The sequence below is a fragment of the Streptomyces sp. NPDC056503 genome, assembly GCF_042794995.1.
In the GTDB taxonomy this organism is placed as follows: Bacteria; Actinomycetota; Actinomycetes; order Streptomycetales; family Streptomycetaceae; genus Streptomyces.
Genome location: NZ_JBHTST010000057.1, coordinates 1 through 25,978 on the forward strand (window position 1 = coordinate 1; position 25,978 = coordinate 25,978).

At 72.8% G+C, this 25,978-nt stretch carries 23 protein-coding genes; 4 read left to right on the forward strand and 19 right to left on the reverse strand.

The window, feature by feature from the left end:
• Positions 1-138: 138 nt before the first annotated feature.
• The 16 genes from ACFQ8C_RS18765 to rsmH form a co-directional block, all read right to left on the reverse strand.
• The gene (locus ACFQ8C_RS18765) at positions 139-1,212 is read right to left on the reverse strand and encodes a DivIVA domain-containing protein (RefSeq protein WP_383458533.1); all 1,074 of its coding nucleotides are present in this window, start codon (positions 1,210-1,212) and stop codon (positions 139-141) included.
• A gap of 55 nt (positions 1,213-1,267) precedes the next feature.
• Positions 1,268-1,558: a YggT family protein gene (locus ACFQ8C_RS18770; protein ID WP_189945168.1), complete on the reverse strand. Its 291-nt coding sequence runs from the start codon at positions 1,556-1,558 to the stop codon at positions 1,268-1,270.
• A gap of 81 nt (positions 1,559-1,639) precedes the next feature.
• Entirely contained in the window at positions 1,640-2,260 is a 621-nt protein-coding gene (locus ACFQ8C_RS18775; protein WP_383458536.1) for a cell division protein SepF, read from the reverse strand.
• Positions 2,261-2,382: 122 nt separating this feature from the next.
• A complete protein-coding gene (locus ACFQ8C_RS18780; RefSeq protein WP_383458539.1) occupies positions 2,383-3,102 on the reverse strand; it encodes a YggS family pyridoxal phosphate-dependent enzyme in 720 nt (239 codons plus the stop codon).
• Positions 3,099-3,842, reverse strand: a complete 744-nt coding sequence (gene pgeF / locus ACFQ8C_RS18785) for a peptidoglycan editing factor PgeF (protein ID WP_383458542.1) — start codon at positions 3,840-3,842, stop codon at positions 3,099-3,101. The genes ACFQ8C_RS18780 and pgeF overlap by 4 nt, the downstream gene beginning before the upstream one ends.
• Positions 3,839-5,053, reverse strand: a complete 1,215-nt coding sequence (gene ftsZ / locus ACFQ8C_RS18790) for a cell division protein FtsZ (RefSeq protein ID WP_383458545.1) — start codon at positions 5,051-5,053, stop codon at positions 3,839-3,841. The genes pgeF and ftsZ overlap by 4 nt, the downstream gene beginning before the upstream one ends.
• A 278-nt stretch (positions 5,054-5,331) precedes the next feature.
• Entirely contained in the window at positions 5,332-6,135 is an 804-nt protein-coding gene (locus tag ACFQ8C_RS18795; protein WP_383458548.1) for a cell division protein FtsQ/DivIB, read from the reverse strand.
• 24 nt (positions 6,136-6,159) lie between these two features.
• Positions 6,160-7,254 (reverse strand): undecaprenyldiphospho-muramoylpentapeptide beta-N-acetylglucosaminyltransferase, encoded by a 1,095-nt coding sequence (gene murG, locus ACFQ8C_RS18800; protein ID WP_383458551.1) that lies wholly within the window; start codon positions 7,252-7,254, stop codon positions 6,160-6,162.
• 6 nt (positions 7,255-7,260) lie between these two features.
• Entirely contained in the window at positions 7,261-8,601 is a 1,341-nt protein-coding gene (gene ftsW, locus ACFQ8C_RS18805; RefSeq protein ID WP_383458554.1) for a putative lipid II flippase FtsW, read from the reverse strand.
• A gap of 55 nt (positions 8,602-8,656) precedes the next feature.
• Positions 8,657-10,096 (reverse strand): UDP-N-acetylmuramoyl-L-alanine--D-glutamate ligase, encoded by a 1,440-nt coding sequence (murD, locus tag ACFQ8C_RS18810; protein WP_383458557.1) that lies wholly within the window; start codon positions 10,094-10,096, stop codon positions 8,657-8,659.
• Entirely contained in the window at positions 10,078-11,148 is a 1,071-nt protein-coding gene (mraY, locus tag ACFQ8C_RS18815) for a phospho-N-acetylmuramoyl-pentapeptide-transferase (RefSeq protein ID WP_043223107.1), read from the reverse strand. The genes murD and mraY overlap by 19 nt, the downstream gene beginning before the upstream one ends.
• Complete coding sequence (gene murF / locus ACFQ8C_RS18820) at positions 11,145-12,569, reverse strand: UDP-N-acetylmuramoyl-tripeptide--D-alanyl-D-alanine ligase (RefSeq protein ID WP_383458560.1); 1,425 nt, start codon at positions 12,567-12,569, stop codon at positions 11,145-11,147. Before murF ends, mraY begins: the two co-directional genes overlap by 4 nt.
• Positions 12,570-12,573: 4 nt before the next feature.
• Positions 12,574-14,268, reverse strand: a complete 1,695-nt coding sequence (locus tag ACFQ8C_RS18825) for a UDP-N-acetylmuramoyl-L-alanyl-D-glutamate--2,6-diaminopimelate ligase (RefSeq protein WP_383458563.1) — start codon at positions 14,266-14,268, stop codon at positions 12,574-12,576.
• An 18-nt stretch (positions 14,269-14,286) separates the two neighbouring features.
• Positions 14,287-16,293 (reverse strand): peptidoglycan D,D-transpeptidase FtsI family protein, encoded by a 2,007-nt coding sequence (locus tag ACFQ8C_RS18830; RefSeq protein ID WP_383458565.1) that lies wholly within the window; start codon positions 16,291-16,293, stop codon positions 14,287-14,289.
• 7 nt (positions 16,294-16,300) lie between these two features.
• Entirely contained in the window at positions 16,301-16,864 is a 564-nt protein-coding gene (locus ACFQ8C_RS18835) for a hypothetical protein (protein ID WP_383458568.1), read from the reverse strand.
• Positions 16,861-17,817 carry a 16S rRNA (cytosine(1402)-N(4))-methyltransferase RsmH gene (gene rsmH / locus ACFQ8C_RS18840; RefSeq protein WP_383458570.1) on the reverse strand — a complete coding sequence of 319 codons (957 nt, stop codon included), beginning with the start codon at positions 17,815-17,817 and terminating at the stop codon, positions 16,861-16,863. The genes ACFQ8C_RS18835 and rsmH overlap by 4 nt, the downstream gene beginning before the upstream one ends.
• Before the next feature lie 319 nt (positions 17,818-18,136).
• Between rsmH and ACFQ8C_RS18845 the strand changes: the two genes are divergently transcribed.
• The 4 genes from ACFQ8C_RS18845 (at position 18,137) to ACFQ8C_RS18860 (ending at position 23,607) form a co-directional block, all read left to right on the forward strand.
• The gene (locus ACFQ8C_RS18845) at positions 18,137-18,712 is read left to right on the forward strand and encodes a beta-class carbonic anhydrase (RefSeq protein ID WP_383458573.1); all 576 of its coding nucleotides are present in this window, start codon (positions 18,137-18,139) and stop codon (positions 18,710-18,712) included.
• A 145-nt stretch (positions 18,713-18,857) separates the two neighbouring features.
• Entirely contained in the window at positions 18,858-19,874 is a 1,017-nt protein-coding gene (locus tag ACFQ8C_RS18850) for an AAA family ATPase (protein ID WP_383458576.1), read from the forward strand.
• The gene (locus ACFQ8C_RS18855; RefSeq protein ID WP_383458579.1) at positions 19,874-21,256 is read left to right on the forward strand and encodes a DUF58 domain-containing protein; all 1,383 of its coding nucleotides are present in this window, start codon (positions 19,874-19,876) and stop codon (positions 21,254-21,256) included. Before ACFQ8C_RS18850 ends, ACFQ8C_RS18855 begins: the two co-directional genes overlap by 1 nt.
• Entirely contained in the window at positions 21,253-23,607 is a 2,355-nt protein-coding gene (locus tag ACFQ8C_RS18860; RefSeq protein WP_383458582.1) for a transglutaminaseTgpA domain-containing protein, read from the forward strand. The genes ACFQ8C_RS18855 and ACFQ8C_RS18860 overlap by 4 nt, the downstream gene beginning before the upstream one ends.
• Before the next feature lie 219 nt (positions 23,608-23,826).
• On the opposite strand, the gene ACFQ8C_RS18865 is transcribed toward ACFQ8C_RS18860, so the two are convergent.
• The 3 genes from ACFQ8C_RS18865 to ACFQ8C_RS18875 all read right to left on the reverse strand — a co-directional run bounded on the left by ACFQ8C_RS18865 (position 23,827) and on the right by ACFQ8C_RS18875 (position 25,822).
• Positions 23,827-24,219: a DUF3040 domain-containing protein gene (locus ACFQ8C_RS18865; protein ID WP_383458584.1), complete on the reverse strand. Its 393-nt coding sequence runs from the start codon at positions 24,217-24,219 to the stop codon at positions 23,827-23,829.
• Positions 24,220-24,493: 274 nt separating this feature from the next.
• A complete protein-coding gene (locus ACFQ8C_RS18870) occupies positions 24,494-25,282 on the reverse strand; it encodes a class I SAM-dependent methyltransferase (protein WP_383458586.1) in 789 nt (262 codons plus the stop codon).
• A 66-nt stretch (positions 25,283-25,348) separates the two neighbouring features.
• Positions 25,349-25,822 carry an SAV_6107 family HEPN domain-containing protein gene (locus tag ACFQ8C_RS18875; protein ID WP_383458589.1) on the reverse strand — a complete coding sequence of 158 codons (474 nt, stop codon included), beginning with the start codon at positions 25,820-25,822 and terminating at the stop codon, positions 25,349-25,351.
• Positions 25,823-25,978: the final 156 nt, after the last annotated feature.

The window sequence follows — 25,978 nt, forward strand, 5'->3', positions numbered from 1 at the left end:
CTTTCTCTTTTGTTTGGGGGGGATCGTTTTTTTTTATAAGAGCCGGGGGTGGGGCGTGGGGCCTGTACCGTGTTCGCTCCGGTTCCTGGCCCTTCGACTGCCGACGGCTACGTGCTCAGCGCACGTTCAGGCGCCGCCTCAGTTGTCGTCCTCGTCGATCAGGAAGCCCCGCATCGGCGCCGGCGCCTGCTGCATCGGCTGCGGCGCCTGCGGCCGCACCGGTGCCATCGGCTGCGTCATCGCCGGGGACATCTGCTGCTGGCCGCCGTAGGACGGGGCACCGCCCATGGACGGACCGCCGCCCATCGGGCCGTTGCCGCCGTAGGACGGGGCACCCGCACCGGCGGACGCCATGGACGGGGCCGGCGGCAGCGAGGCCGTCGCCGGGGTCCGCGGCGGGGCCAGCGAGTCGTCCGCCTGGGTCTCCAGCTGGCGCAGCTGGGACTCCAGGTAGGACTTCAGACGGGTCCGGTACTCGCGCTCGAAGCCGCGCAGGTCCTCGACCTTGCGCTCCAGCGTGGCGCGAGCGGACTCCAGGGAGCCCATCGCGACGCGGTGCTTCTCCTGCGCGTCCCGCTCCAGCGCGTCCGCCTTGGCGCGGGCGTCCCGCTCCAGGCCCTCGGCGCGGGAGCGCGCCTCGCCGACGATCTTGTTGGCCTCGGAGCGGGCCTCGGCGATCGCCTGGTCGGCGGTCTGCTGGGCCAGCGAGAGGACACGGGCGGCGCTGTCGCCACCGGGCTGCTGCGGGGGCTGCGGCTGCATCTGCTGCTGCTGCGGGTGGCCCATGGGGCCGCCCTGCATCGGGCCGGGACCCATCGGACCACCCTGCATCGGGCCGGGACCCATGGGTCCGCCCTGCATGGGGCCGGCGGGAAGCTGAGGAGCACCGGAAGGCAGCTGCGGCGGGCCCATCTGCGGCGGCTGCTGCTGGACCGGCGGACCGGATATGGCGGCGGGCACGGGGGCGCCGGGCCCGACGGGACGGTTGTCCTGGGGCTCCGGGGGCTTGCGCATGGCCTGCTGCTGGTTCTGCGCGGCGGCGCGGGTGGCCGCGGCCAGCTTGGCGCGCAGGTCCTCGTTCTCGCGGAGCAGACGGGTCAGCTCGGACTCGACCTCGTCGAGAAAGGCGTCGACCTCGTCCTCGTCATAGCCTTCTCGCAGGCGGACGGTCGTGAACTGCTTGTTCCGCACGTCCTCAGGAGTCAGCGGCATCTCTTCTTCACCTCTACGTAGTCGTCGGCAGTCGGCAGGACCGTATCGTCCACACTCACCTCGCGAGCGAGTTCACGACGGAGATGAGGATGTAGACGATGATCATCAGAACGAAGAAGGACAGGTCGAGTGCCACGCCCCCGAGACGAAGCGGCGGGATGAGCCGCCGCAGAAGCTTGAGCGGTGGATCGGTGACAGTGTAGGTGGCCTCCAGAACGACCACCATCGCCTTGCCGGGTTCCCATGAACGGGCGAACTGGAAGACGTAGTCCATGACCAGCCGGAAGATCAGGAAGACGAGGAAGCACATCAGCGCGATGTAGACCACCTGTAGTGCGACGCCCATCCCGCTGTTCCCTCTCCCCTGGCTCTCGTGTGCTCAGCTTGCTCCGGCCACCCTCGCGGCCGGTCCGTCCGGTCTCGTTTCTCAGCTCTGGTTGAAGAATCCGCCCTCTGCGATACGGGCCTTGTCCTCCGCCGTGACATCGACGTTAGCAGGCGACAACAGGAACACCTTCTGCGTCACGCGCTCAATGCTGCCATGGAGCCCGAAGACGAGTCCGGCGGCAAAGTCGACAAGTCGCTTCGCGTCCGTGTCGTCCATCTCCGTGAGGTTCATGATCACCGGAGTGCCCTCACGGAAGTGTTCCCCGATGGTACGGGCCTCGTTGTAGGTCCGGGGGTGGAGTGTGGTGATGCGGTACGGCTCCCGCTCGGACACGACCTTGGGCATGATCACCGGTGCGTTCTTCTCCAGGCTCGGGCGTTCGGGTGTGATGGATGCCACGGGGGCAATTCGGGCCGGACGTCCGCTTTCGGCGAGTACCGGGACAGAGTGGGCGAGGGGTTCCCGGGGGGCCGGAGGGGCCACCACGCGCACGGGTTCCTCACGCTCGATCTGGCGCGGGGGGGTGTGGCGCCGCTCCCTCTCGGGCTCCGGCTCCAGCTCGGGCTCGAAGTCGTCATCGGGGTCGAAGCCCCGGCCGTCGTACCCATCGTCCTCCACGAGACCGAGGTAGACCGCCATCTTGCGCATCGCGCCGGCCATGCTCCGATTCCTCCGCTCTGTGGTGGATCGACCTCGTCACCAAGTGCCCGCGATCCACGCGGCCACCCCGCCGTTCGCGGAATGACCATATTTTCTGCTGTGGTCCGACCTGCTTCGCGACGTTACCCGAGCTTCGGGCGGACTCCGAGTACCGCCGTACCGACGCGTACGTGTGTCGCCCCGGCGGCGATGGCGGCCTCGAGGTCCGCGCTCATTCCCGCTGACACCATGTTCGCAGTCGGACGGGTCGTGCGCAGGACAGTCGACAAATCCATCAGCCGGTCGAAGGCGGCCCGTTGCCGCCCGGCGTACTCGCCGACGAGCGGGGCGACCGTCATCAGGCCGGCGAGCCGCAGTCCGGGCGCCTCGTCGAGGGCGGCGGCCAACTCCTCGACCCCCTCGGGCGACACCCCTCCGCGGTCGCCGCGCGCGCCGGCCTCGGCGTCGAGGGCGACCTGGATCAGGCAGCCGAGCTCGCGCCCGGCCCTCTCCGCGGCCGCGGAGAGGGAGGAGACGAGCTTGAGACGGTCGACGGACTGCACCACATCGGCATAACCCACCACGGATCTGACCTTGTTGGTCTGCAACTGACCGACGAAGTGCCAGGTGAGATCGAGGTCGGCGCAGGCGGCCGCCTTGGGCGCGGCGTCCTGGTCCCGGTTCTCCGCCACGTGCCGCACCCCGAGCCCGTGCAGGATCCGCACGTCGCTCGCGGGGTAGGTCTTGGTGACGACGATCAGGGTCACCTCCTCGCGGGGGCGACCGGCGGCGGCGCAGGCGGCGGCGATCCGCTCCTCCACCCCTGCCAGGTTCTCCGCGAGTTCGGCCTTGCGGTCCGTCATGCCTCTTCCCTGCCCAACCAGACATATCCCGCGAGTCGCCCGGTGGTGCGGTCGCGGCGGTACGAGTAGTGGTCGCCGGACTCCAGGGTGCAGACCCCGGCGTCCTCGACGTCGGTCACCCCGAGCCGGGCCAGCTGGGCACGGACCCCGGCGGCGACGTCGACGGCGGGGGTGCCCCAGGAGGTCTCGGCGTAGGCGTCGGGTTCGACGGCCGCGACCTCGGCGCGCATCGCCTCCGGGACCTCGTAACAGCGTCCGCAGACGGCGGGCCCGGTGCGGGCGCTGATCCGCGCGGGCTCGGCGCCGAGCTCCGTCATCGCCGCGACGGCGGCGGGGACGACCCCGGCGATCATCCCCGGCCGCCCGGCGTGGGCGGCGGCGGCGACCCCGGCGACCGGGTCGGCGAGGAGGACCGGGACGCAGTCCGCGGTGAGGACGGCGAGGCCGAGTCCGCGGCGGGTGGTGACGATCGCGTCCACGGCGGGGACGGCGCCCCCGTCCTCCCAGGGACCGTCGACCACGGCGACACCGGCGCCGTGGACCTGGTTCATCCAGACGACCCGGGCGGGGTCGAGCCCCAGGTCGGCGGCGGCGCGGGCCCGGTTGGCCAGGACGGCCTCCGGGTCGTCGCCGACGGCGCCGCCGAGGTTGAGCTCCTCGTACGGAACGGCGCTCACCCCGCCCCACCTGTCGGTGAAGGCGAAGTGCGCGCCGTTCGTGGTGAGGCGGTGCCCTATCACTTCAGGAAGTCCGGGACGTCCAGCTCCTCGGCGGGGCTGTCCGTGTACGGACGGGCCGGCGGGACCACCGGCGGGGCGGGCGGCAGCGGGGCCTCGCTGACGGCCGGGGCGGGCTCGACCGGGGCGGCGACGGGCTCCTCGCGGGGGGTCACCGTGCCGAGGCCGCCGAGCGGGCGGGGGGTCTCGGCGATGCGGGGGGCCGGGGCCGGCTCCTCGCGCTTGGCGGAGACCGAACCGATGATGTTGTCCCGGCGGGCCGGCGGCTGGCCGCCGTCGAAGCCGGCCGCGATGACGGTGACCCGGACCTCGTCGCCGAGGGCGTCGTCGATGACGGCGCCGAAGATGATGTTGGCCTCCGGGTGGGCTGCCTCGCTGACCAGCTGGGCGGCCTCGTTGATCTCGAAGAGACCGAGGTCGCTGCCGCCGGAGATGGAGAGCAGCACACCGCGGGCGCCGTCGATGGACGCCTCCAGGAGCGGCGAGGAGATCGCCATCTCCGCGGCGGCCACCGCGCGGTCGTCGCCGCGGGCGGAGCCGATGCCCATCAGGGCCGAGCCGGCCTCGGACATGACCGACTTGACGTCGGCGAAGTCGAGGTTGATCAGGCCCGGGGTGGTGATGAGGTCGGTGATGCCCTGGACGCCGCTGAGCAGGACCTGGTCGGCCGACTTGAAGGCGTCGAGGACCGAGACCTGGCGGTCCGAAATGGACAGCAGCCGGTCGTTCGGGATGACGATGAGGGTGTCGACCTCTTCGCGGAGCTCGGCGATGCCGTCCTCCGCCTGGTTGGCGCGGCGCCGGCCCTCGAAGGTGAAGGGGCGGGTGACCACGCCGATGGTGAGGGCGCCGAGCGAGCGCGCGATGTTGGCGACGACGGGGGCGCCGCCGGTGCCGGTGCCGCCGCCCTCGCCGGCGGTGACGAAGACCATGTCGGCCCCCTTGAGGACCTCCTCGATCTCCTCGCGGTGGTCCTCGGCCGCCTTGCGGCCGACGGCGGGGTTCGCCCCGGCCCCGAGGCCGCGGGTGAGTTCACGGCCGACGTCGAGCTTGACGTCGGCGTCGCTCATCAACAGCGCCTGTGCGTCGGTGTTGATGGCGATGAACTCGACGCCCTTGAGACCGACCTCGATCATTCGGTTGATGGCATTGACACCACCGCCGCCGACACCGATGACCTTGATGACTGCGAGGTAGTTCTGCGGTGCTGCCACGTCGAAGGCCTCTCGCCTCGAGTTACGTGTCGTCGTTGCGCGGTGGTTTGCGCGCCGCGACGACGGATGCCGATGGGGTGGTCCGTGCCCCGACCCCAACCCTAACGTTGAAGTTTAGGGTTACCAGTGTCCCTGTTCTCTGGACTCTTCCGAACAGGACACTAAGTCGACAAGCGGCGCGCGTTCAACGAACACGCCGAACCTCCCGTTTTTCTTTTCACCCTATGTGATCACCCGTAGCGCTGGCCAACCAGGGTGCTGGCCAGCGCCGATGCGCGTCAACTCTTCGACGAGGCGGGCGCGCTGGGGGCACTTACGTCGAAGTGCCCCGCTTTGGGAGTCGCCTTCATGAGAGCGGTCAGCACCCGGGCCTTTGCGGGCCCGTGTTCGGCGCTGCCCCAGAAGACGGTGCGATCACGGGTGAGTTCCAGAGTGACGGAGTCGTACGAGGAGAGACGTACGACACGAGTGTCCTTCGCGATCGCGTCCGGGAGTTCACTCCGTACGCGCACAGCCTCGACCAGCAGCCGGTCCGCGTCGAACCGCCGCAGGCTGGGCGAAGCCGCCGTGTCGAGGACGAGCCGGGGCACGCCGCGGAGCGGGGTGGTGACGGTCGCGAACGGGACGGCGGCGGAGTCCACTTCGGTGAAGGATCCGCTTTTCTCCAGAAGGAGCACGGGTGTCCTTTCGGTCACTTTGAGACCGATTCCGTGTGGCCATGACCGGAACACGTCGACCGAGGCGATGCGCGGGAATTCCTCCCTGAGCCGCGCCTCGATGACGTCGGTGTCCACGGTGACCAGCGGGGCGCCGACCGGGACGGCGGCGACGGCCTCGACCTGGGCCGGGGTGAGCACCGCCGTGCCCGAAGTCTTCACACGTTCCACACGGAACCAGGAGGAGCCGTAGAGGGCCCAGACCGTGCCGCCGGCGAGCAGGAGCAGACCGACGGCGACCAGGGCGAGCCTCAGCCCGGTCGGACGGAGGCGCCCGTCCGTGCCTTCCGGCCGGGGCCGCCGGACCGACGGCCCTCCGGGCCTCTCGGTGCCGCCCTTCTCCGCGGTCGTCGGTCCGGCTGCCACGCGCGCCTCTCCCCTCGGTCCCCGCTACGCCTGTCGGCGGGCGGCGATCGCCTCGTACACCATGCCGACGAGCAGGTCGTCGGCGTCCCGGCGGCCGAACTCGGAGGCGGCGCGGGACATCTCGTACAACCGGTGCGGATCGGCCAGTACGGGCAGGACGTTGGCCTGCACCCACTGCGGCGACAGCTCCGCGTCGTCGACGAGGAGTCCACCGCCGGCCTTGACCACCGGCTGCGCGTTGAGCCGCTGTTCGCCGTTGCCGATGGGCAGCGGGACGTAGGCGGCGGGCAGGCCGACGGCGGAGAGCTCGGCGACGGTCATGGCGCCGGCGCGGCAGAGCATCATGTCGGCCGCGGCGTACGCGAGATCCATCCGGTCCACGTACGGTACCGGCACGTACGGCGGCATTCCGGGCATGTTGTCGACGCGCGGCACCTCGTTCTTCGGGCCGACCGCGTGCAGGATCTGGATGCCGGAGCGCTGGAGCACCGGGGCGATCTGCTGGACGACCTCGTTGAGCCGGCGGGCGCCCTGGGAGCCGCCGGAGACCAGCAGCGTCGGCAGGTTGGGGTCGAGACCGAAGGCGGCGCGCGCCTCGGGACGGACCCGCGCCCGGTCGAGGGTGGCGATGGTGTGCCGCAGCGGGATCCCGATGTAACGGGCGTTGCGCAGCTTGGAGTCCGGGGTGGCGACGCCGACCCCGGCGGCGTACCGGGAGCCGATCTTGTTGGCCAGGCCGGGCCGGGCGTTGGCCTCGTGGACCACGATCGGCACGCCGAGGCGCTTGGCCGCGAGGTAGCCGGGCAGGGCCACGTAACCGCCGAAGCCGACCACGCAGTCCGCCTTGGTCCGCTCCAGGACCTGCTCGGCGGCCTTGATGGTGCCGCGCAGGCGCCCCGGAACGGTGATCAGCTCGGGGGTGGGCTTGCGGGGCAGCGGTACGGCGGGGATGAGCGCCAGCTCGTAGCCCCGTTCCGGCACGAGCCGGGTCTCCAGGCCCTTCTCCGTGCCCAGCGCCGTGATGCCCACGCTCGGGTCCTGCCTGCGCAGGGCGTCCGCGAGGGCGAGCGCCGGCTCGATGTGACCGGCGGTCCCCCCGCCGGCGAGTACGACATGCACCGAAATTCACCGCTCTCCGGACGGGCGCTTCTTGACGCGCCGTCGCATCGACTTCCATCTCACCCCGGCCCGCTTGCCCCAGCCGGGGCGGCGCATGGCCAGGGCCGCTTTCGCGGCGGGTTCCTGTCGCGCGAAGGCGATCAGGAGCCCCACGGCGAACATGGTCGGCAGCAGGGCCGACCCCCCGTACGAGAACAACGGGAGCGGGACACCGGCGATCGGCAGCAGACCGAGCACCGCACCCATGTTGACCACGGCCTGGGCCGTGATCCAGGTGGTCACGCCTCCCGCGGCGAATCGAACGAAGGGGTCCTCCGTGCGTCCGGCCACGCGGATACCCGCATAGCCTAGGGCCGCGAACAGGGCGAGCACCGACAGCGTCCCCGCGAGACCCAGTTCCTCACCGGTGACCGCGAAGATGAAGTCGGTGTGCGCTTCGGGCAGTTGGCCCCATTTTTCCACACTCGCACCGAGCCCGGAACCGAACCATCCGCCCGAGGCCAGAGCATAGATACCGTGCGCGGCCTGGAGGCACGGGGCCCCCTCGCCACCCGGATCGGTGGCGCCGACGCACTGGAAGCGGTCCATCCGGTGCGGGCTGGTCTTGATGAGCAGCGCGCCGAGGGCGCCGGCGACCGTGAGCACCCCCACGAAGAGGCGGGTGGGCGCGCCGGCCGTCCACAGCAGGCCGAAGAGGATCGCGGTCAGGATGATCGCGGTGCCCATGTCGCCGCCGAGCATGATCAGCCCGAGCAGCATGAAGGCGCCCGGAACCAGTGGCACCAGCATGTGCTTCCACTGGGTGAGGAGCTTCATGTCCTGTTTGCGGGCGAGCAGGTCGGCGCCCCACAGGATCAGTCCCAGCTTGCCGAACTCGCTGGGCTGGAGCATGAACGGGCCGCCCAGCGAGATCCAGTTCTGGTTGCCGCCGACCGAGTGCCCTATCCCCGGGATCTGCACGAGCACCATGAGGAAGACCGCGCCGACCAGGATCGGGTAGGCCAGCGCCCGGTGCAGCTTCACCGGCATCCGCGAGGCGACGAGCAGCAGCCCGGTGCCGAGGAGCGCGGCGAAGAACTGCTTCCGGAAGAAGTAGGACGGCACCAGCTCGTAGCGGAGCGCCGTGATCATCGAGGCCGAGTAGACCATCACCAGGCCGAGCGTGGTGATGAGCAGCCCCGCGCCGATGATCACGTAGTACGCCGTCAGCGGCCGGTCCCAGGCCCGCTGCGCCCGCGTGAAGAGCCCGCGTACGCCTCCGCCGCGCGCGCCCCTCGGGGTCGCTGGGGACCGCCCCCCGCCCGGTCGGGCGGAGGGCCGGCGTGTCCCGGCGATCTTGCTCAGCATGGTCGCTGCCCCCTCCGGTCAGGCCCGGTACGGCCGGACCCTCGCAGTGGTCGGGTCAGGCGTCCCCGGTGGCGGCGAGGGCGCGGACCGCGTCCGCGAACGCCTCGCCCCGCTTGTTGTAGTTGGTGAACATGTCCATCGAGGCGCAGGCCGGGGCCAGGAGGACGGTGTCCCCCGGGCGGGCGAGCCGGGCCGCCTCACGGACCGCCTCGGACATCGCCCCAGTGTCGGTCCGGTCGAGGTCCACCACCGGGACCTCCGGGGCGTGTCGCGCCAGGGCTTCGCGGATCAGCGCGCGGTCCGCGCCCATCAGGACGGCCCCGCGCAGCCGCTTCGCGGACTTCTGCACCAGCTCGTCGAAGGTGGCGCCCTTGGCGAGGCCGCCGGCGATCCAGACGATCGGGTCGTAGGCGGCCAACGAGGCTTCCGCGGCGTGGGTGTTGGTGGCCTTGGAGTCGTCGACGTACGTCACGCCCTCGACCTCCTCGACCAGTTCGATCCGGTGCGGGTCGGGCCGGAAGGCCCGCAGCCCGTCGCGTACGGCCTTGGCCTCGACGCCGAAGGCGCGGGCGAGGGCGGCCGCGGCGAGCGCGTTGGCGATGTTGTGCGGGGCCGGCGGCTGCACGTCGGCGACCTCGGCCAGCTCCTGGGCGTTCTTCTGCCGGTTCTCGACGAAGGCCCGGTCGACGAGGATGCCCTCGACGACACCGAGCTGGGAGGGGCCGGGGGTGCCGAGGGTGAAGCCGATGGCCCGGCAGCCCTCCTCGACGTCGGCCTCCCGGACCAGGTCCTCGGTGGCCTGGTCGGCGACGTTGTAGACGCAGGCGATCCGGTTGCCCTCGTAGATCCGGCCCTTGTCGGCGGCGTACGCCTCCATCGAGCCGTGCCAGTCGAGGTGGTCGGGCGCCAGGTTGAGCACGACGGCCGAGTGGGCGCGCACGGAGGGCGCCCAGTGCAGCTGGTAGCTGGAGAGCTCGACGGCGAGGACGTCGTACCGCTCCTCGCCGAGGACGGCGTCGAGGAGCGAGACGCCGATGTTGCCGACGGCGGCGGTCCGCAGCCCGGCCGCCTCCAGGATGGAGGCGAGCATCCGGGTCGTGGTCGTCTTGCCGTTGGTACCGGTGATCGCCAGCCACGGGGCCGCGTCCGGGCCCCGCAGGCGCCAGGCCAGCTCGACGTCGCCCCAGATCTCCACGCCCGCCTCGGCGGCGGCCGCGAAGAGCGGCTTGTCCGGCTGCCAGCCGGGGGTGGTGACGACCAGCTCGGTGCCGGCCGGCAGGGTCGCCCCGTCGCCGAGGCGGACGGTGATCCCCTCCGCCTCCAGTTCCGCGGCCTGCGCCCGGGAGCGCTCGTCGTCCCCGTCGTTCACGACGGTCACCACGGCGCCCCGGGCGGCCAGGGCCCGGGCGGCCGGGATGCCGGACACCCCGAGACCCGCGACCGTGACGTGCTTGCCCTGCCAGTCCAGCTCTTCGCTCACTTGTCGGCTGCCCATCCCGCGTAGAAGAGGCCCAGGCCCACGATGACGCACATGCCCTGGATGATCCAGAACCGGACGACGACCAGGACCTCGGACCACCCCTTGAGTTCGAAGTGGTGCTGGAGGGGGGCCATCCGGAAGACGCGCTTGCCGGTCATCTTGAACGAACCGACCTGGATGACCACGGACATGGTGATCAGCACGAACAGGCCGCCGAGCAGCGCGAGCAGCAGCTCCGTACGGGAGCAGATGGCGAGACCGGCCAGCGCGCCGCCGAGCGCGAGGGAGCCGGTGTCACCCATGAAGATCTTGGCGGGCGAGGTGTTCCACCACAGGAAGCCGAAGCAGGCGCCCATGAGCGCGGAGGCCACGACCGCGAGGTCGAGCGGGTCGCGCACCTCGAAGCAGGCGTTCGGGTTGGTGAGGGTCAGCGCGTTGGCGCAGGACTCCTGGAACTGCCACAGCCCGATGAAGGTGTAGGCGCCGAAGACCATCACGGAGGCGCCGGTCGCCAGACCGTCCAGACCGTCCGTCAGGTTCACGCCGTTGGACATGGCCAGGATCATGAAGAGCGCCCAGACCACGAAGAGGACCGGGCCGATCGACCAGCCGAAGTCGGTGATGAAGGAGAGCTTCTCGGAGGCCGGGGTGAGCCCGCGCAGGTCCGCGAACTGGAGCGAGAGCACCGCGAAGGCGATGCCGACGATGAGCTGGCCGGCCATCTTCGCCTTGGCCCGCAGGCCCAGCGAACGCTGCTTGACGATCTTGATGTAGTCGTCGAGGAAGCCGACCAGGCCCATGCCCGCCATCAGGAACAGCACCAGGACGCCCGAGTACGTCGGGTCCTCGCCGGTGATGACCTTGGCCAGGGCGTACGCGATGAGCGTGGCCAGGATGAAGGAGATGCCGCCCATGGTGGGCGTGCCCTTCTTCCCGGCGTGGCCGCGGGGGCCGTCGTCCCGGATGAACTGCCCGTATCCCTTGCGGGCGAGCAGCTTGATGAGCAGCGGCGTGCCGATCAGGGTCAGGAAGAGGCCGATGGCCCCCGCGAAGAGGATCTGCCTCATCGGCCGGATACCTCGCCCTCAGCGTCGAGCAGCGCGAGTGCGACCTGCTCGAGACCGACCGACCGGGAGGCCTTCACCAGGACCACGTCCCCCGGGCGCAGCTCCTTGCGCAACAGGTCGACAGCCGCCTGCGCGTCGGACACGTGCACCGACTCCTCACCCCACGAACCCTCGTTATAGGCGCCCAGTTGCAGCCAGGACGCTTCCCTGTCCCCGACCGCGACGAGCTTGCTGACGTTGAGCCGGACGGCGAGCCGTCCGACCGCGTCGTGCTCGGCGAGCGACGCGTCACCGAGCTCGGCCATCTTGCCGAGCACCGCCCACGTGCGGGCCCCCTGGGCCTGTCCGGCCCTGCCCATGGCCGCGAGCGCGCGCAGGGCGGCTCGCATGGACTCGGGGTTCGCGTTGTAGGCGTCGTTGACGATCGTCACGCCGTCCGGACGCTCGGTGACCTCCATGCGCCAGCGCGAAAGGGAGCCGGCCTCGGAGAGCGCGGTGGCGATCTCCTCGACATGCATGCCCAGCTCGTGCGCGACGGCGGCCGCTGCGAGCGCGTTCGACACGTGGTGCTCACCGTACAGGCGCAAGGTCACGTCGCTGCACCCGGTGGGTGTGTGAAGCCGGAAAGAGGGCCGGCCGGCGTCGGTGAGGTGGACGTTCTCGGCACGTACGGCCGCTTCGTCCGCTTCGCCGAAGAGGGTCACGCGGGCCTTGGTGCGGCTCGCCATCGCGCGGACGAGGGGGTCGTCCGCGTTGAGGACCGCGATGCCGCCGTCCTCGGCGGACGGCAGGGACTCGACCAGCTCGCCCTTGGCCACGGCGATCTGCTCGCGTCCGCCGAACTCGCCGATGTGGGCGGTGCCCACGTTGAGGACGAGCCCGATCCGGGGCGGGGTGAGCCCGGTCAGGTAGCGGATGTGGCCGATGCCGCGGGCGCCCATCTCCAGGACGAGGTGCCGGGTCTCCCCGGTGGCCTTCAGCGCGGTGAGCGGCAGGCCGATCTCGTTGTTGAGGGAGCCGGGCGTCCAGACGGTGGGCGCGTGGCGGTCGAGGACCTGGGCGATCAGGTCCTTGGTGGACGTCTTGCCGGCCGAGCCGGTGAGGGCGACGACATCGGTGCCGAGCCGCTCGACGACCGCGCGGGCGAGGGCGCCGAGCGCGGCCTGCACGTCGTCCACGACGATCGCGGGAGCGCCGACCGGGCGGGCGGCGAGCACCGCCGCCGCGCCCGCCGCGACGGCGCGCTCCGCGTAGTCGTGGCCGTCGACGCGCTCGCCGGCGAAGGCGGCGAAAAGGCTGCCGGGCTTCACCTCACGGGAGTCGATGACGACGGGCCCGGTGATCCGGGCGCCCGGATCCGGTATGTCGTGCGCCTGCCCGCCGACGATTTCGGCGATCTCGGCGAGGGAGAGGGCGATCACTGCTTCATCCCTGACTGTTCTGGTGACGGTGTTCGATCGAGTCGGCGGCCGGAGCTCCGCCCGCCGCCTCGATCGCTTCGCGGAGGACCTGGCGGTCGTCGAAGGGACGGACCCGCCCGGCGATCTCCTGGCCCTGCTCGTGGCCCTTGCCGGCGACCAGGACGGTGTCGCCCGGCCGGGCGCGGGCGACGGCGGCGGCGATGGCGGCGGCCCGGTCGGGTTCGACCAGGACGGCGCCGCGCTCCGCGGCGGGCACCTCGGCGGCGCCCGCGAGCATCGCGGTGAGGATCGCGAGCGGGTCCTCGGAGCGGGGGTTGTCGGAGGTCAGTACGGCGGTGTCGGCGAGCCGGGCCGTGGCGGCGCCCATGGGGCCGCGCTTGGTGGTGTCCCGGTCGCCTCCGCAGCCGATGACCACGTGCAGCCGGCCCTCGGTGACCTCGCGCAGCGAGCGCAGGACCGATTCGACGGCGTCGGTCTTGTGCGCGTAGTCGACGACGGCGAGGTACGGCTGGCCGGCGTCGACGCGCTCCAGGCGGCCGGGGACGCCGGGGACGGCGGCGACGCCGTCGGCGGCGGTCCTCGGGTCGAGCCCGGCGACGGCGAGGGTGACGACGGCGGCGAGGCTGTTGGCGACGTTGAAGGGGCCGGGCAGCGGGGCGGTGGCGGGGATCCGCACGCCCTCGGGGCCGACCGCCGTGAAGGTGGAGTCGGCGGGGCCGAGCACCACGTCCTCGGCGCGCCAGTCGGCGTCGGCGCGGCCCTCGGCGGAGAAGGTGACGATCGGGACGGCCGCCTCCTTGGCGAGCCGGCGGCCGTACTCGTCGTCGGCGTTGACGACGCCGACGCGGCTGCGCTCCGGGGTGAAGAGGGTCGCCTTGGCCCGGAAGTAGTCCTCCATGTCGGAGTGGAACTCCATGTGCTCCGGGCTGAGGTTGTTGAAGACGGCGACGTCGAAGACGCAGCCGTCGACCCGGCCGAGCACGAGGGCGTGGCTGGAGACCTCCATGGCGACGGCCTCGACGCCCCGCTCGCGCATGACGGCGAAGAGGGCCTGGAGGTCGGTGGCCTCGGGGGTGGTGCGTTCCGACTTGATGCGCTCGTCGCCGATGCGCATCTCGACGGTGCCGACGAGCCCGGTGTGCTTCCCGGCACCGCGCAGGCCGCCCTCGACGAGGTAGGCGGTGGTCGTCTTGCCGGAGGTGCCGGTGATGCCGATCTGGAGGAGGTCCGCGCCGGGGCGGCCGTAGATCTCGGCGGCCAGTTCGCCCATCCGGCCGCGCGGGTCGCCGACGACGAGGACGGGCAGTCCGGTCGCGGCGGCGCGGTCGGCTCCGGCCCGGTCGGTGAGGACCGCGGCGGCGCCGAGGCCGGCGGCCTGGGCGACGAAGTCGGCTCCGTGCACGCGGGCGCCGGGGAGGGCCGCGTACACGTCCCCGGGGCGTACCGCCCGGGAGTCGTGGGTGATGCCCGAGATCGGGACGTCCTGTGCGGCGTCGGGGATCTCGGTGTCCAGCCGTGCCGCGAGCTCGCCCAGGGGTGTCGGGCGGGCCCGCTCCGGGCGGGGCGGGGTGGTTCGGGACTGATCAGCGTGTGGCACGGCGGTGAGCGTACCGGCCGCACCCTGCGGGGGACCAAACGAGCCGCGGGCGTCGCCGGAGTTCGATTTCCGGTTCCCGGAGTGGGGGGTGATCGTCGTCACTGGTGGTGCTCCCGGAGGTCACGGGGTGGGTTCGAAGGTGACCGGCAGGCGCGGGGACGCGCTGCCGGTGGGTGCCACGTGGAGGGTCTTGAGCGCGAACTCCATGACCTTCTTGTAGATGGGGCCGCAGATCTGGCCGCCGAAGTAACTGCCCTTGGTGGGGTTCTGGATGGCGCAGTAGACGGTGACCCGGGGCTGGTCGGCGGGGGCGAAGCCGGCGAAGGAGGCGGTGTAGCCCTTGTAGCGGCCGAGTTCGGGGTCGACCCGGTTGGCGGTGCCGGTCTTGCCGGCGACGCGGTAGCCGGGGATGGCGGCCTTGGTGCCGGTGCCCTCGCGGTCCTCGACGACGGATTCCAGCATCTGGGCGAGCGTCTTGGCGGTCCGCTCGCTCACCACCCGGTCCTGCTCGGGCGCGGCGGCGGGGGTGAAGCGCCCGTCGGGGCCCTTGGTGCCGCGGACGAGGGTGGGTTCGATCCGTACGCCTCCGTTGGCGATGGTCGAGTAGACGGAGGCGGCCTGGAGGGCGTTGACGGAGAGGCCCTGGCCGAAGGGGATCGTGTACTGCTGCGAGGTGGACCAGTCCTCGGGCTTGGCGAGGATGCCGGGGGTCTCGCCGGGGAAGCCGAGGCCGGTGGGGCTGCCGACGCCGAAGCGGCGGAGGTAGCCGTCGAGGATCCGGTTGGACTCGGCCTGGTCCTTGCCGAGCTGGCCGGTGGCGAGGATGGTGCCGATGTTGCTGGACTTGGCGAGGACGCCGTTGAGCGTCAGGTACCAGGTCGGGTGGTCGATGTCGTCCTTGAAGAGCCGGTCGCCGCGGTGGAGCCGGTTGGGGACGGTGACGTGGGTGTCGGGGGCGGCCTTGCCCTCCTCCAGGACGGCGGCCATGGACATGACCTTGCTGGTGGAGCCGGGCTCGTAGGCGTCCTGGAGGGCCGCGTTGCCCATGGCGGCGGCGTTGGCGGCGGAGAGGTCGTTGGGGTCGAAGCCGGGGGCGTTGGCCATCGCGAGGACCTCGCCGGTGCGGGTGTCCTGGACGATGACGTAACCGCGGTCGGCCTTGGACTTGCGGACCTGCTCGCTGATGGCCTGCTGGGCGGCCCACTGGATGTCCCGGTCGATGGTGAGCTCGATGTCGGAGCCGGGGACGGCGGGGGTGCCCTGGGAGCCGGCGGTGGGGACCTGCCGGCCGCCGGAGGCGGTGAAGCGGATCATCCCGTCCCGGCCGGCGAGTTCGGGATCGAGCATGGACTCGACGCCGCCTGCGCCGCGGCCCTCGGCGTTGACGTATCCCAGTATCCCGGCGCCGAGTTCGCCGTTGGGGTAGACCCGCTTGGTGCTGGGCTCGCTGAGGACGCCGCCGAGCAGGTTGACGCCGGTGCCGCCGGCGGCCCGGGCCTTCTGCGCGTAGACCTTCTTCAGGTCCTTGATCTGGTTCCAGACCTGCGGGGTCTGCTTGCGGGCGAGCAGGGTGTAGCGGGACTTGGGGGTGCGGAGCTTCTTGGCGAGGTCCGCCGGCTCCCTGCCGAGGATCGGGGCGAGGAGCGCGGCGGCCTGCTCGGGCGCGTCGCGGAGCCTGGACTCCTCGGGGGTGAAGAGCTTCGGGTCGGCGGTGATGTCGTAGGCGTCGACGCTGGTGGCCAGGGCGATGCCGTTGCGGTCGGTGATCTCGCCGCGCTCCGCGGAGAGCGTGTACTCCTGGTAGCGGTACTTGTCGGCCTTGGCCGCGTACGCGCTGGCGTCGACGGCCTGGACCTGGAGCAGCCGCACGACGAAGACCAGCATGACCAGGGTCAGGCCGAGGGAGATCAGGCGCAGCCGGGGCCGGGGGCTGCCGAGCTTGATGGTGCGGGGCCTGCGGGCGGGCGGCCGGGGCGCGGGGCGGCGGGCGGCCGGGCGCGGGGCGGGCCGGGGGGCGCGGCCGCCGGCTCCGGACCGGGCGCCGGATCCCGCGGGCGCGGCGGGCCGGGGGCGGGCCGGGCGGGCGGGGCCGGGGACGCGGCGGCGCGGGGGCTCCTTGGAGGGCACTGCTCGGTCACCTGCCGGAGGTCGTCGGGGCGGTCACGGGCACGGTCGGCTTCGGGGCGCCCGTACCGGGGGCGGCGGTGGCCGCCCGCGTACGGGAGGCGGCGGGGTCGCTCGTACGGTCCGGGCCGCTCGCGCGGCCGGGGTCGCCGGTACGGCCCGGGGCGCGGGCCGACGTGCGGGACGGCTTCGGCGAGGGCTTCGGCGAGGCGGCGACGGTGGGCTCGCCGAGGACCTTGCCGTCGGGGCCGAGGAAGGCGGGGCTGCCGCCGGGGACCAGGCCGAGCTCGCGGGCGCGGCGCTCCAGGGCGTCGGGGGCGGCGTCGGCGTCGACGTCGCGCTGGAGGGCCTGCTCCTCGTCGGTGAGCTCGGTGGTGCGGTCCTTGAGTTCGCGCAGCTTGAAGGAGCCCTGGTTGAGGGCGGAGTTGAGCAGCAGCAGGGTGATGAGGCCACCGCCGAGGAGGAGCACGACGAGCAGGACGAAGGGGGTCCGGGCGGCCGAGCTGGGACCGGACGGCATCAGCCGTCCGAGCCGCGCGGCCCGGCCTTTGAGCGGCCCCCTCGCCGTGCTCACAGCACGTCCTCCCGGATGCGCTCGACGCCCCGGAGACGGGCGGGGGCGGCCCGGCGGTTCTCGGCCACCTCCTCCTCGGTGGGGAGTTCGGCGCCGCGGGTGAGGAGCTTGAGGCGGGGCTGGTACTGCTCGGGGACGACCGGGAGGCCGGGCGGGGCGGTGGTGGCCGCGCCGGCCGCGAAGACCTGCTTGACGAGCCGGTCCTCCAGGGAGTGGTACGAGAGGACGGCGACGCGGCCGCCGACGGCGAGGGCCTTCACGGCGGCCGGGATGGCCCGCTCCAGGACGCTCAGCTCGCCGTTGACCTCGATGCGCAGGGCCTGGAAGGTGCGCTTGGCGGGGTTGCCGCCGGTGCGCTTGGCGGCCTGCGGGAGGGCGTCGCGGATGAGCTCGACGAGCCGGGCGCTGTTGGTGAACGGCTCCTTGTCGCGCTCGCGCACGATGGCGGAGACGATCCGCTTGGCCTGCTTCTCCTCGCCGTAGGCGCGCAGGATGCGGACGAGTTCGCCGGCCGGATAGGTGTTGAGGACCTCGGCGGCGCTCATGCCGGTCGTCTGGTCCATGCGCATGTCGAGCGGGGCGTCCTGGGCGTAGGCGAAGCCGCGGTCGGCCTCGTCGAGCTGCATGGAGGAGACGCCGAGGTCGAAGAGGACGCCGTCGGCCTTGCCGATGCCGAGCCGGTCGAGGACCTCGGGCAGTTCGTCGTAGACCGCGTGGACGAGGGTGGCGCGGTCGCCGTAGGGGGCGAGCCGCTCGCCGGAGAGGCGCAGGGCCTCCTTGTCGCGGTCGAGTGCGACGAGCCGGGCCTCGGGGAAGGCGCGCAGCAGGGCCTCGCTGTGTCCGCCGAGGCCCAGGGTGCAGTCGACGACGACCGCTCCCGGGTTCTGGAGGGCAGGGGCCAACATGTCCAGGCACCGCTGGAGCATCACCGGGACGTGTCGGTCGTTGCTCAACGCACCCTCTCAGAACGGGCACGGCGAGCGGGATGAAGGCCGAGCCGTGGGTGCCGCCGCGCACACGGGGGAGAAACCGCTTCAAATCGCTCGATTGTCTCCAGGAACTCCGCGTCACTCTAGTCCACGGACGGGGCCGGTCAATCAACCGGCTGGCGCGCCGCGCGGCGTCGGACACCCGCGCGGACATTCCGGGCGCTTCACTCGATCGGCGGCACGCGACGGCGGCTGTGGCTTGGCTCACACGCGGACGCATCCGCGTCCTTTGCCCTCTTCTCACAGCGGTCCCGCGCGGAGGGTGCCCCCTACCGTCGGAGCCATGACGACCTCCGCACACCCCTCCCCCGGCGCCGGCGCCTCCGTCACCGAACGGCTCGTCGAGGCGAACGCGCGGTACGCCGCCGCCTTCGCCGATCCGGGCATGGACGCGCGACCGGTGCTCCGCGTCGCCGTCGTGGCCTGCATGGACGCCCGGCTCGACCTGCACGCCGCGCTGGGGCTCGAACTCGGCGACTGCCACACGATCCGCAACGCCGGCGGGGTCGTCACCGACGACGTGATCCGCTCCCTCACCATCAGCCAGCGGGCGCTCGGCACCCGCGCCGTGATGCTGGTGCACCACACCGGCTGCGGCCTGGAGTCGCTCACCGAGGACTTCCGGCACGAGCTGGAGGACGAGGTGGGCCAGCGCCCGGCCTGGGCCGTCGAGGCCTTCCGGGACGTGGAGCAGGACGTGCGGCAGTCGATGCGGCGGGTCCGGACCTCGCCGTTCCTGCCGCACACGGACGACGTCCGGGGGTTCGTCTTCGACGTGACGACGGGCCTGCTGCGCGAGATCGATCCTGTGGAGAATGGTTCCGGCAGCGACACGAGCACATCTTCCGCCGCCGCGTAAGACGACAAACCCTGGCATTTCGTCCGCAGTTATCCACAGGCGAGTGACACGACCCTGCAATCCCCACAAGAATGCTCGGTGACACCCCCCGTACATCCCACCGGGGGCAGGTGTCCGTGTTCCTGCAAGGCCGAGGAGGGCCGGGGTGACGACCTATGACGACCGAGCGAGCCTCACAGACTTGACCACCACCGCGGAGCGGGTGCGCGGCTCGGTGGAGAGCGTGATCGAGGGCAAGCCCGAGGTCGTACGTCTCGCGCTGACCGTGCTGCTCGCCGAGGGCCACCTCCTCATCGAGGACGTACCCGGCGTCGGCAAGACCATGCTCGCCAAGACGCTCGCGCGGTCCATCGACTGCTCGGTGCGCCGCATCCAGTTCACCCCCGACCTGCTGCCGTCGGACGTCACCGGCGTGTCGATCTTCGACCAGCAGCGCCGGGAGTTCGAGTTCAAGCCGGGCGCGATCTTCGCCCAGATCGTCATCGGCGACGAGATCAACCGGGCCTCGCCCAAGACGCAGTCCGCGCTCCTGGAGTCCATGGAGGAGCGCCAGGTCACCATCGACGGGCACACCTACGAGCTGCCCAGCCCGTTCATGGTCGTGGCCACCCAGAACCCGGTCGAGATGGAGGGCACCTACCCGCTGCCCGAGGCCCAGCGCGACCGCTTCATGGCCCGCGTCTCCATCGGGTACCCGAGCGCCGAGGCCGAGTTCCAGATGCTCGACGTGCACGGGGCGGTCAACCCGCTGGACGACCTCCAGCCGGTCGCCCACGCGCACGAGATCCTCAAGCTGATCGAGGCGGTCCGCACGGTGCACGTCGCCGACGCCGTCCGGCGGTACGCGGTCGACGTCGTCGCCGCCACCCGCAACCACCCCGACCTGCGGCTCGGCGCCTCCCCGCGCGCCACCCTCCACCTGCTGCGGGCCGCCAGGGCCTCCGCCGCCCTCGCCGGCCGCGAGTACGTGCTGCCCGACGACCTCCAGGCGCTGGCCGTCCCGGTGCTCGCGCACCGGCTGCTGCCCACCGCCCAGGCCCAGCTCAACCGGCGCAACGCCGAGCAGGTCGTCCTCGACATCCTCCAGCGGACCCCCGTCCCGTCCGCGACCCCGCCCGCCGGCCCGCACTTCGGCCGGCAGCCCGGAGGCCGACAGCTGTGATGGCGACCCCCGCCGCACCCCAGGGGCAGCGGGCCGACGACCGCGAAGGCCCCCGGGCCGAGGACGGCCGGGGCGGCCTGCGGGCCGCCCTCGGCGGGCTCACCACCCGCGGCCGGTCCTTCCTGGCCGCCGGGGCGGCCGCCGCCGTCTGCGCCTACGTGCTCGGCCAGGCCGATCTGCTCCGGGTCGGCCTGCTGCTCGCCAGCCTGCCGCTGATCTGCGTCTTCGTCCTGCACCGCACCCGCTACCGGGTCGCCACCTCCCGCCGGCTCACCCCGCAGCGGGTGGAGGCGGGCACCGAGGCCCGGGTCCAGCTCCGCATGGAGAACGTCTCCAAGCTGCCCACCGGGCTGCTGATGCTCCAGGACCACGTGCCGTACATGCTGGGCCCCCGCCCCCGCTTCGTCCTCGACCGGGTCGAGGCCGGCGGCCGGCGCGAGGTCTCCTACCGGGTCCGCTCCGACCTGCGCGGCCGCTTCCCGCTCGGTCCGCTCCAGCTCCGGCTGAGCGACCCCTTCGGGATGTGCGAACTGACCCGCTCCTTCCACGCGTACGACACCCTGACCGTCGTCCCGCGCACCACCCCGCTGCCGGCGGTCCGGCTGGGCGGCGAGGCCTCCGGCTACGGCGAGGGCCGGCAGCGCACGCTCGCCCTCGCCGGCGACGACGACGTCATCCCCCGCGTCTACCGGCACGGCGACGACCTCCGCCGGGTCCACTGGCGCTCCACCGCCCGGTACGGCGAGCTGATGGTCCGCCGCGAGGAGCAGCCCCAGCGCTCCCACTGCACGGTCCTCCTCGACACCCGCCGGGCCGGCTACCAGGGCTCGGGCCCCGACTCCGCCTTCGAGTGGGCCGTCTCCGGCGCCGCCTCCGTCCTCACCCACATGCTGGAGCGGGGCTACGCGGTCCGGCTGCTCACCGACACCGGCACCGCGGTCCCCGGCGACGGCACCGACGGCGGCTACGCGGGCGCCTCCACCGGCGACTCCGCGGAGACGGCCGGGCTGATGATGGACACCCTCGCGATCGTCGACCACTCCGACGGCGCCGGGCTCTCCCGCGCCTCCGACATGCTGCGCGCCGGGAGCGGCGGACTGCTCGTCGCCTTCCTCGGCAACCTCGACGAGGAACAGGCGGCGCTGGCCGGACGGATGCGGGCCCGGGCCGGTTCCGCCGTCGCCTTCGTCCTGGACTCCGGCTCCTGGCTCACCGGCGGCGCCGTGGCCGGGGCCGTCGACGCCCGGGTCCGGCAGCTGCGCGAGGCCGGCTGGACCGTGGTCTCCGTACCGCCGGGGGCCCGGATGGCCGAACTCTGGCAGCAGGCCGCCGGGGCGCTGCGGGACACCGCCGCCGCAGACAGCTACGGAGGATGGGCATGAGCGGGCTCACCCGCCTGACACTGGCCGCCTGGGCGGCCTCCCTGATGGCCGCCGGCGCGCTGCTGCCGCTGGTCAAGCCGGCCACCTGGATCTTCACCGCCGCCTTCCTGCTCGCCCTGCAGAGCGGCGTCGGCATGCTGTGCCGGCGGGTGCCGCTGGCCCGGCCGCTCACCGTCGGCGCCCAGCTGCTGGTCGGCGTGGTCGCGCTGACCGTGGTCTTCGCCCGGGAGCAGGCGCTCCTCGGCTTCCTGCCCGGGCCGCTCGCCGTCCAGCGGGTGGCCGAGCTGTTCCGGCTCGGCGCCGAGGACGTCGGCACCTACGCGATCCCCGCCCCGGACACCGAGGGCATCCGGCTGATGCTGGTCGTCGGCGTGCTGGCGATCGGGCTCCTCGTGGACGTCCTGGCGGTCACCTTCCGCCGCGCCGCCCCGGCCGGTCTGCCGCTGCTCGCGCTGTACTCGGTGGCCGCCGGGCTCTCCGGGGGCGGCGCCGGCCGGCTCTGGTTCCTGCTCGCCGCCGCCGGCTACCTCCTGCTGCTCCTCGCCGAGGGCCGCGACCGGCTCTCCGCCTGGGGCCGGATCTTCGGCGGCGCCCAGCGCACCGGCCGCTCCGGCGCCCCCGTGGGCACCGGCGGGACGGCCTTCGCGCCGGTCCGCACCGGCCGCCGCATCGGCGCCGTCGCCATGGGCACCGCCCTGGTGGTGCCGCTCGTCCTGCCGGGCTTCTCCGGCGGGCTCCTGGGCACCGGCGGCGGAGGCGCCGCGGGCGGGGGCGGCGGGGGCGGCGGCACCATCGCCGCCGTGAACCCGCTGGTCTCGCTCCAGGACAACCTGCGCCAGCCGGAGGACTTCGAGGTCCTGCGCTACCGCACCAACGCCCTGGACAACAGCAGTCTCTACCTGCGGCTCGTCGCCCTCGACCAGTTCGACGGCACCTCGTGGAAGTCCTCGGTCCGCCCGATCGAGGCCGTGCCGAAGTCGCTGCCCTGGCCCGACGGGCTCGCGCAGTCCGTCCGCACCTCCGAGGTGACCAGCAACTTCGTCGCCTCCGAGGGGTACGACCAGAAGTGGCTGCCGATGCCCTTCCCGGCCGCCCGGGTCGACATCGAGGGGCGCTGGCGGTTCGAGCCGGCCGGCCGGATGCTCGTCGGCGACGACAAGCAGAACACCAAGGGCATCCGCTACCAGGTGACCAGCCTCGACGTGCAGCCCACGAGCGAGCAGCTCGCCCAGGCGGGACCGGCGCCGGAACCGCTGCTCCGCGAGTACACCAAGGTGCCGGGGAGCCTTCCCGCCGACGTGAAGTCGACGGCCCTGGAGGTCACCAAGGACGCGGCCAACGACTACGAGCGGGCGGTCCGGCTCCAGGACTGGTTCTCGGAGGACGGCGGCTTCCGGTACGACGTCGACGTGACGTCCGGGACGGGCACGGAGGCGATCTCCCGCTTCCTGAAGGACAAGAAGGGATTCTGCATCCACTTCTCCTTCTCCATGGCGGCGATGGCCCGGACGCTGGGCATCCCGGCGCGGGTCGCGGTCGGCTTCATGCCGGGCACCAACCAGTCCGACGGCTCCGTGTCGGTCGGCATCCGGGACGCCCACGCCTGGCCCGAGCTGTACTTCGAGGGCGCCGGCTGGACCCGCTTCGAGCCGACGCCGTCGCGCGGCTTCACCCCCTCGTACACCCGCCAGGCCTCCCCCACCGGCGGCCCGACCGGCCCGGCGCAACCCTCGGAGGCCTCCTCGGCCCAGCCGTCGGCGGCGCCGAGCGCCTCGGAGAGCTGCCCGCCGGAGATGCGCCGCCTCGGCGAGTGCGGTCAGTCCCCGACGGCGGCGGACGACGCGTCCTCCGGCGGCGGCACGGACGTCCTGAAGATCGTGGGCTGGACCCTGGCGGTCCTGCTGGTCCTCGCCCTCCCCCTCGTCCCGCTCTTCTGGCGGACCCGGGTGCGGGCCCGCCGGCTCGGCCCCTCGGGGGGCCCGCTGGCGGTGTGGCGGGAGATCGGCGACACGGCCTGGGACTACGGGCTCGAACCCGACGACGCGCAGACGCCGCGGCGTACGGCGGAGCGGATCGTCCGGGCGGGTGAGCTGTCGGGCGAGTCGGCGGAGTCGGTCCACCGGGTGGCCCACGCGGTCGAGGAGACCCTCTACGCCCCGTCGCCCCGTCCGGTGGCGGGCCTCGCCCAGGACGCGGACCGGGTACGTTCCGCCTTCCGCGCGAACGCCTCCCGCGCCGGGCGTCTCCGCGCCCTCCTGGCCCCCCGCTCGGCCGTCCGCCTCCACTGGTCCGCCTCGGCCGGATGGGCCGCCCTGAAGTCCCGGGCACCCCGCCTCCGCGGCACTCCGTAGGGGCCTGCGCTCGCCGTCCCTCGTGGGCAAGCTGTCCCTCGGGGCGCCTGCCCACGGGGGACGGCGGCGCGGGCGCGGTCTGTGGCGTGGGCTCGGCCGGCACGGCGCGGGCGCGGCCCGTGGCGGAGGCCGCGCGGAGACAGAGCTGCGCCCCGCCAGGGCTCGGGGCCGGCGGGGCGCGTAAGGGTACGGGGTGCGGGGTCTCCGCTCAGGGCCGCGTCAGTGGCCGCCGCCCTGCTGCTCGTCGCGGCGTCGCTGCCACCGCGCCTCGATCCGGTCCATCATGGAGCGTCGCGCCCGGGCCTGATGGCCACGGGCCTGCTGCGCCTGCTCACCCGGCTTCGGCGCCTTGCGCCAGCCGGTGACCGCCAGGACCGCGCAGCCCAGCATGACGAGGAATCCCACCACGCTGATCCAGATCTGCTGTGCGACCATTCCGGCCATGAGGAGCGCGATACCCACCAGGAAGCCGGCCACTGCCTGATACACCCGTCGCCGGGTGTACGTGCGCAGCCCGCTTCCCTCGAGCGCTGTCGCGAACTTGGGGTCTTCGGCGTACAGCGCTCGCTCCATCTGCTCGAGCATTCGCTGCTCGTGCTCCGAGAGCGGCACGGAGTCCTCCTAGTCGTCGGTCGCGGGGGCGACCGGTTTGCGGCCCTTTCAGGATAGGCAGGGAATCGCCCCCGTGAAACCCGCCCTCAATGCCGATCAGCCCACCCGGGCCGCCACGCGGTTCGGTTGGTGAGGCGTTGATTCCCCAGCCGCCCGTCCGTCATGCCGGATGGTTTCCCTCGATCATACGGCGCGAAGCCGCATATGGGGCGGCCTGCGGCAGAGCCGGACCCGCACCTCCGAACGGGTGGCGCGGCCCCGGAGTTCCACCGGATCAGACGGGCTTCTCGGCGAGCACGTGGAGCTGGGTGGCGACGGCGTGGAAGGCGGCCAGCTCGGCCGCGGCGGCCTCCAGCTTCAGCAGGGCCTCGGCGGCACCGGGCTCGGTGTCGACGAGGACGCCGGGGACCAGGTCGGCGAAGATCCGCACGCCGTGGACGGCGCTCACGGTGAGGCCCGCCTCCTCGGCCAGTCCGGTCAGCTGCTCGGCGGTGAAGCGCCGGGGCACGGGGTCACCGGCGCCCCAGCGTCCGTCGGGGTCGCCGAGGGCGGTCCGGGCCTCGGTGAAGTGTCCGGCGAGGGCGCGGGCGAGGACCGCGCCGCCGAGTCCGGCGCCGAGGAGGCTGAGCGCGCCGCCGGGGCGGAGCGCGGCCACCGTGTTCCGTACGCCTTCGGCCGGGTCGTCCACGTACTCCAGGACGCCGTGGCAGAGCACCGCGTCGTAGGCGCCCCGCTCGGCCACGTCGAAGAGACCGCGGACGTCGCCCTGGACACCGGTCACCAGTTCGGCGACCCCGGCCTCGGCGGCGCGGCGCTCCAGCGCGAAGAGCGCGTTGGGGCTGGGGTCGACGACGGTGACGCGGTGGCCGAGGCGGGCCACCGGCACCGCGAAGTTGCCGGAGCCGCCGCCGGTGTCGAGGACTTCCAGGGCGGCGTTCCCTGTGCTGCCGACCCGGCGGTCGAGGGCGTCCTTGAGGACGTCCCAGACGACGGCGGTGCGCAGGGAGGCGCGCGACGGGCGCGACGACGCCTCGCGGCCGAAGACAGAGGAAGGGTCCGGCACGGCTCTTGACTCCTCGGTGACGGGTACGGACCTCCCCACCCTATGGCCTCGGCGCTGCCCCGCGGATCAACCGGCGGCGCCGTCCGCCGGGGGCTGCCTGGGCAGCACCGGCTGGAGCACGAGCAGCCGCTCGACCAGCCGCAGGAAGTGGGCGGCGTCCCTCACGAGGTCGTCGGCCTCGCGCGGGGTCGCGGCGGCGGCGACCCCGGCCTCGGCCAGGGCGCGGCGCGGGGCGCCGGAGGCGAAGAGGGCGCTCCATTCGGTGAGCTCGGGCGCGAGCTGCGGCAGCAGCTCCCAGGCGCTCCTTATGGCCTGGCGCCGGCGGGTGCGGGGCACGGGGCGGGCGCGGGCGGCGAGGACGGCGGCCGCGGCGCGCAGGGCGGCGAGGTGCGCGGTGGCGTACCTCTCGTGGGGGCGGTCGAGGGCCGCGGCCTCGTCGATTCCGGCGCGGGCCTTGGCGAGCAGGTCGAGGGCGGCGGGCGGGGCGCCGGTCCTGCGGGACACGGGGTGGACGTCGGCTGCTGCGAAAGGACTGGCCATGACGAGCCTCCTGTCGTCGGGTGACGGTCTTGTCGCCGTCTGTGTCCATCGTGCAGTCGACCACTGACAATGGCCCTGACCTGGGGTTTTGCCAGTAGCTCAACTCGCGGGTAACTTTTGGACTGACCAGTCAGTTCAAAAGTGGGGAAGCGGGGG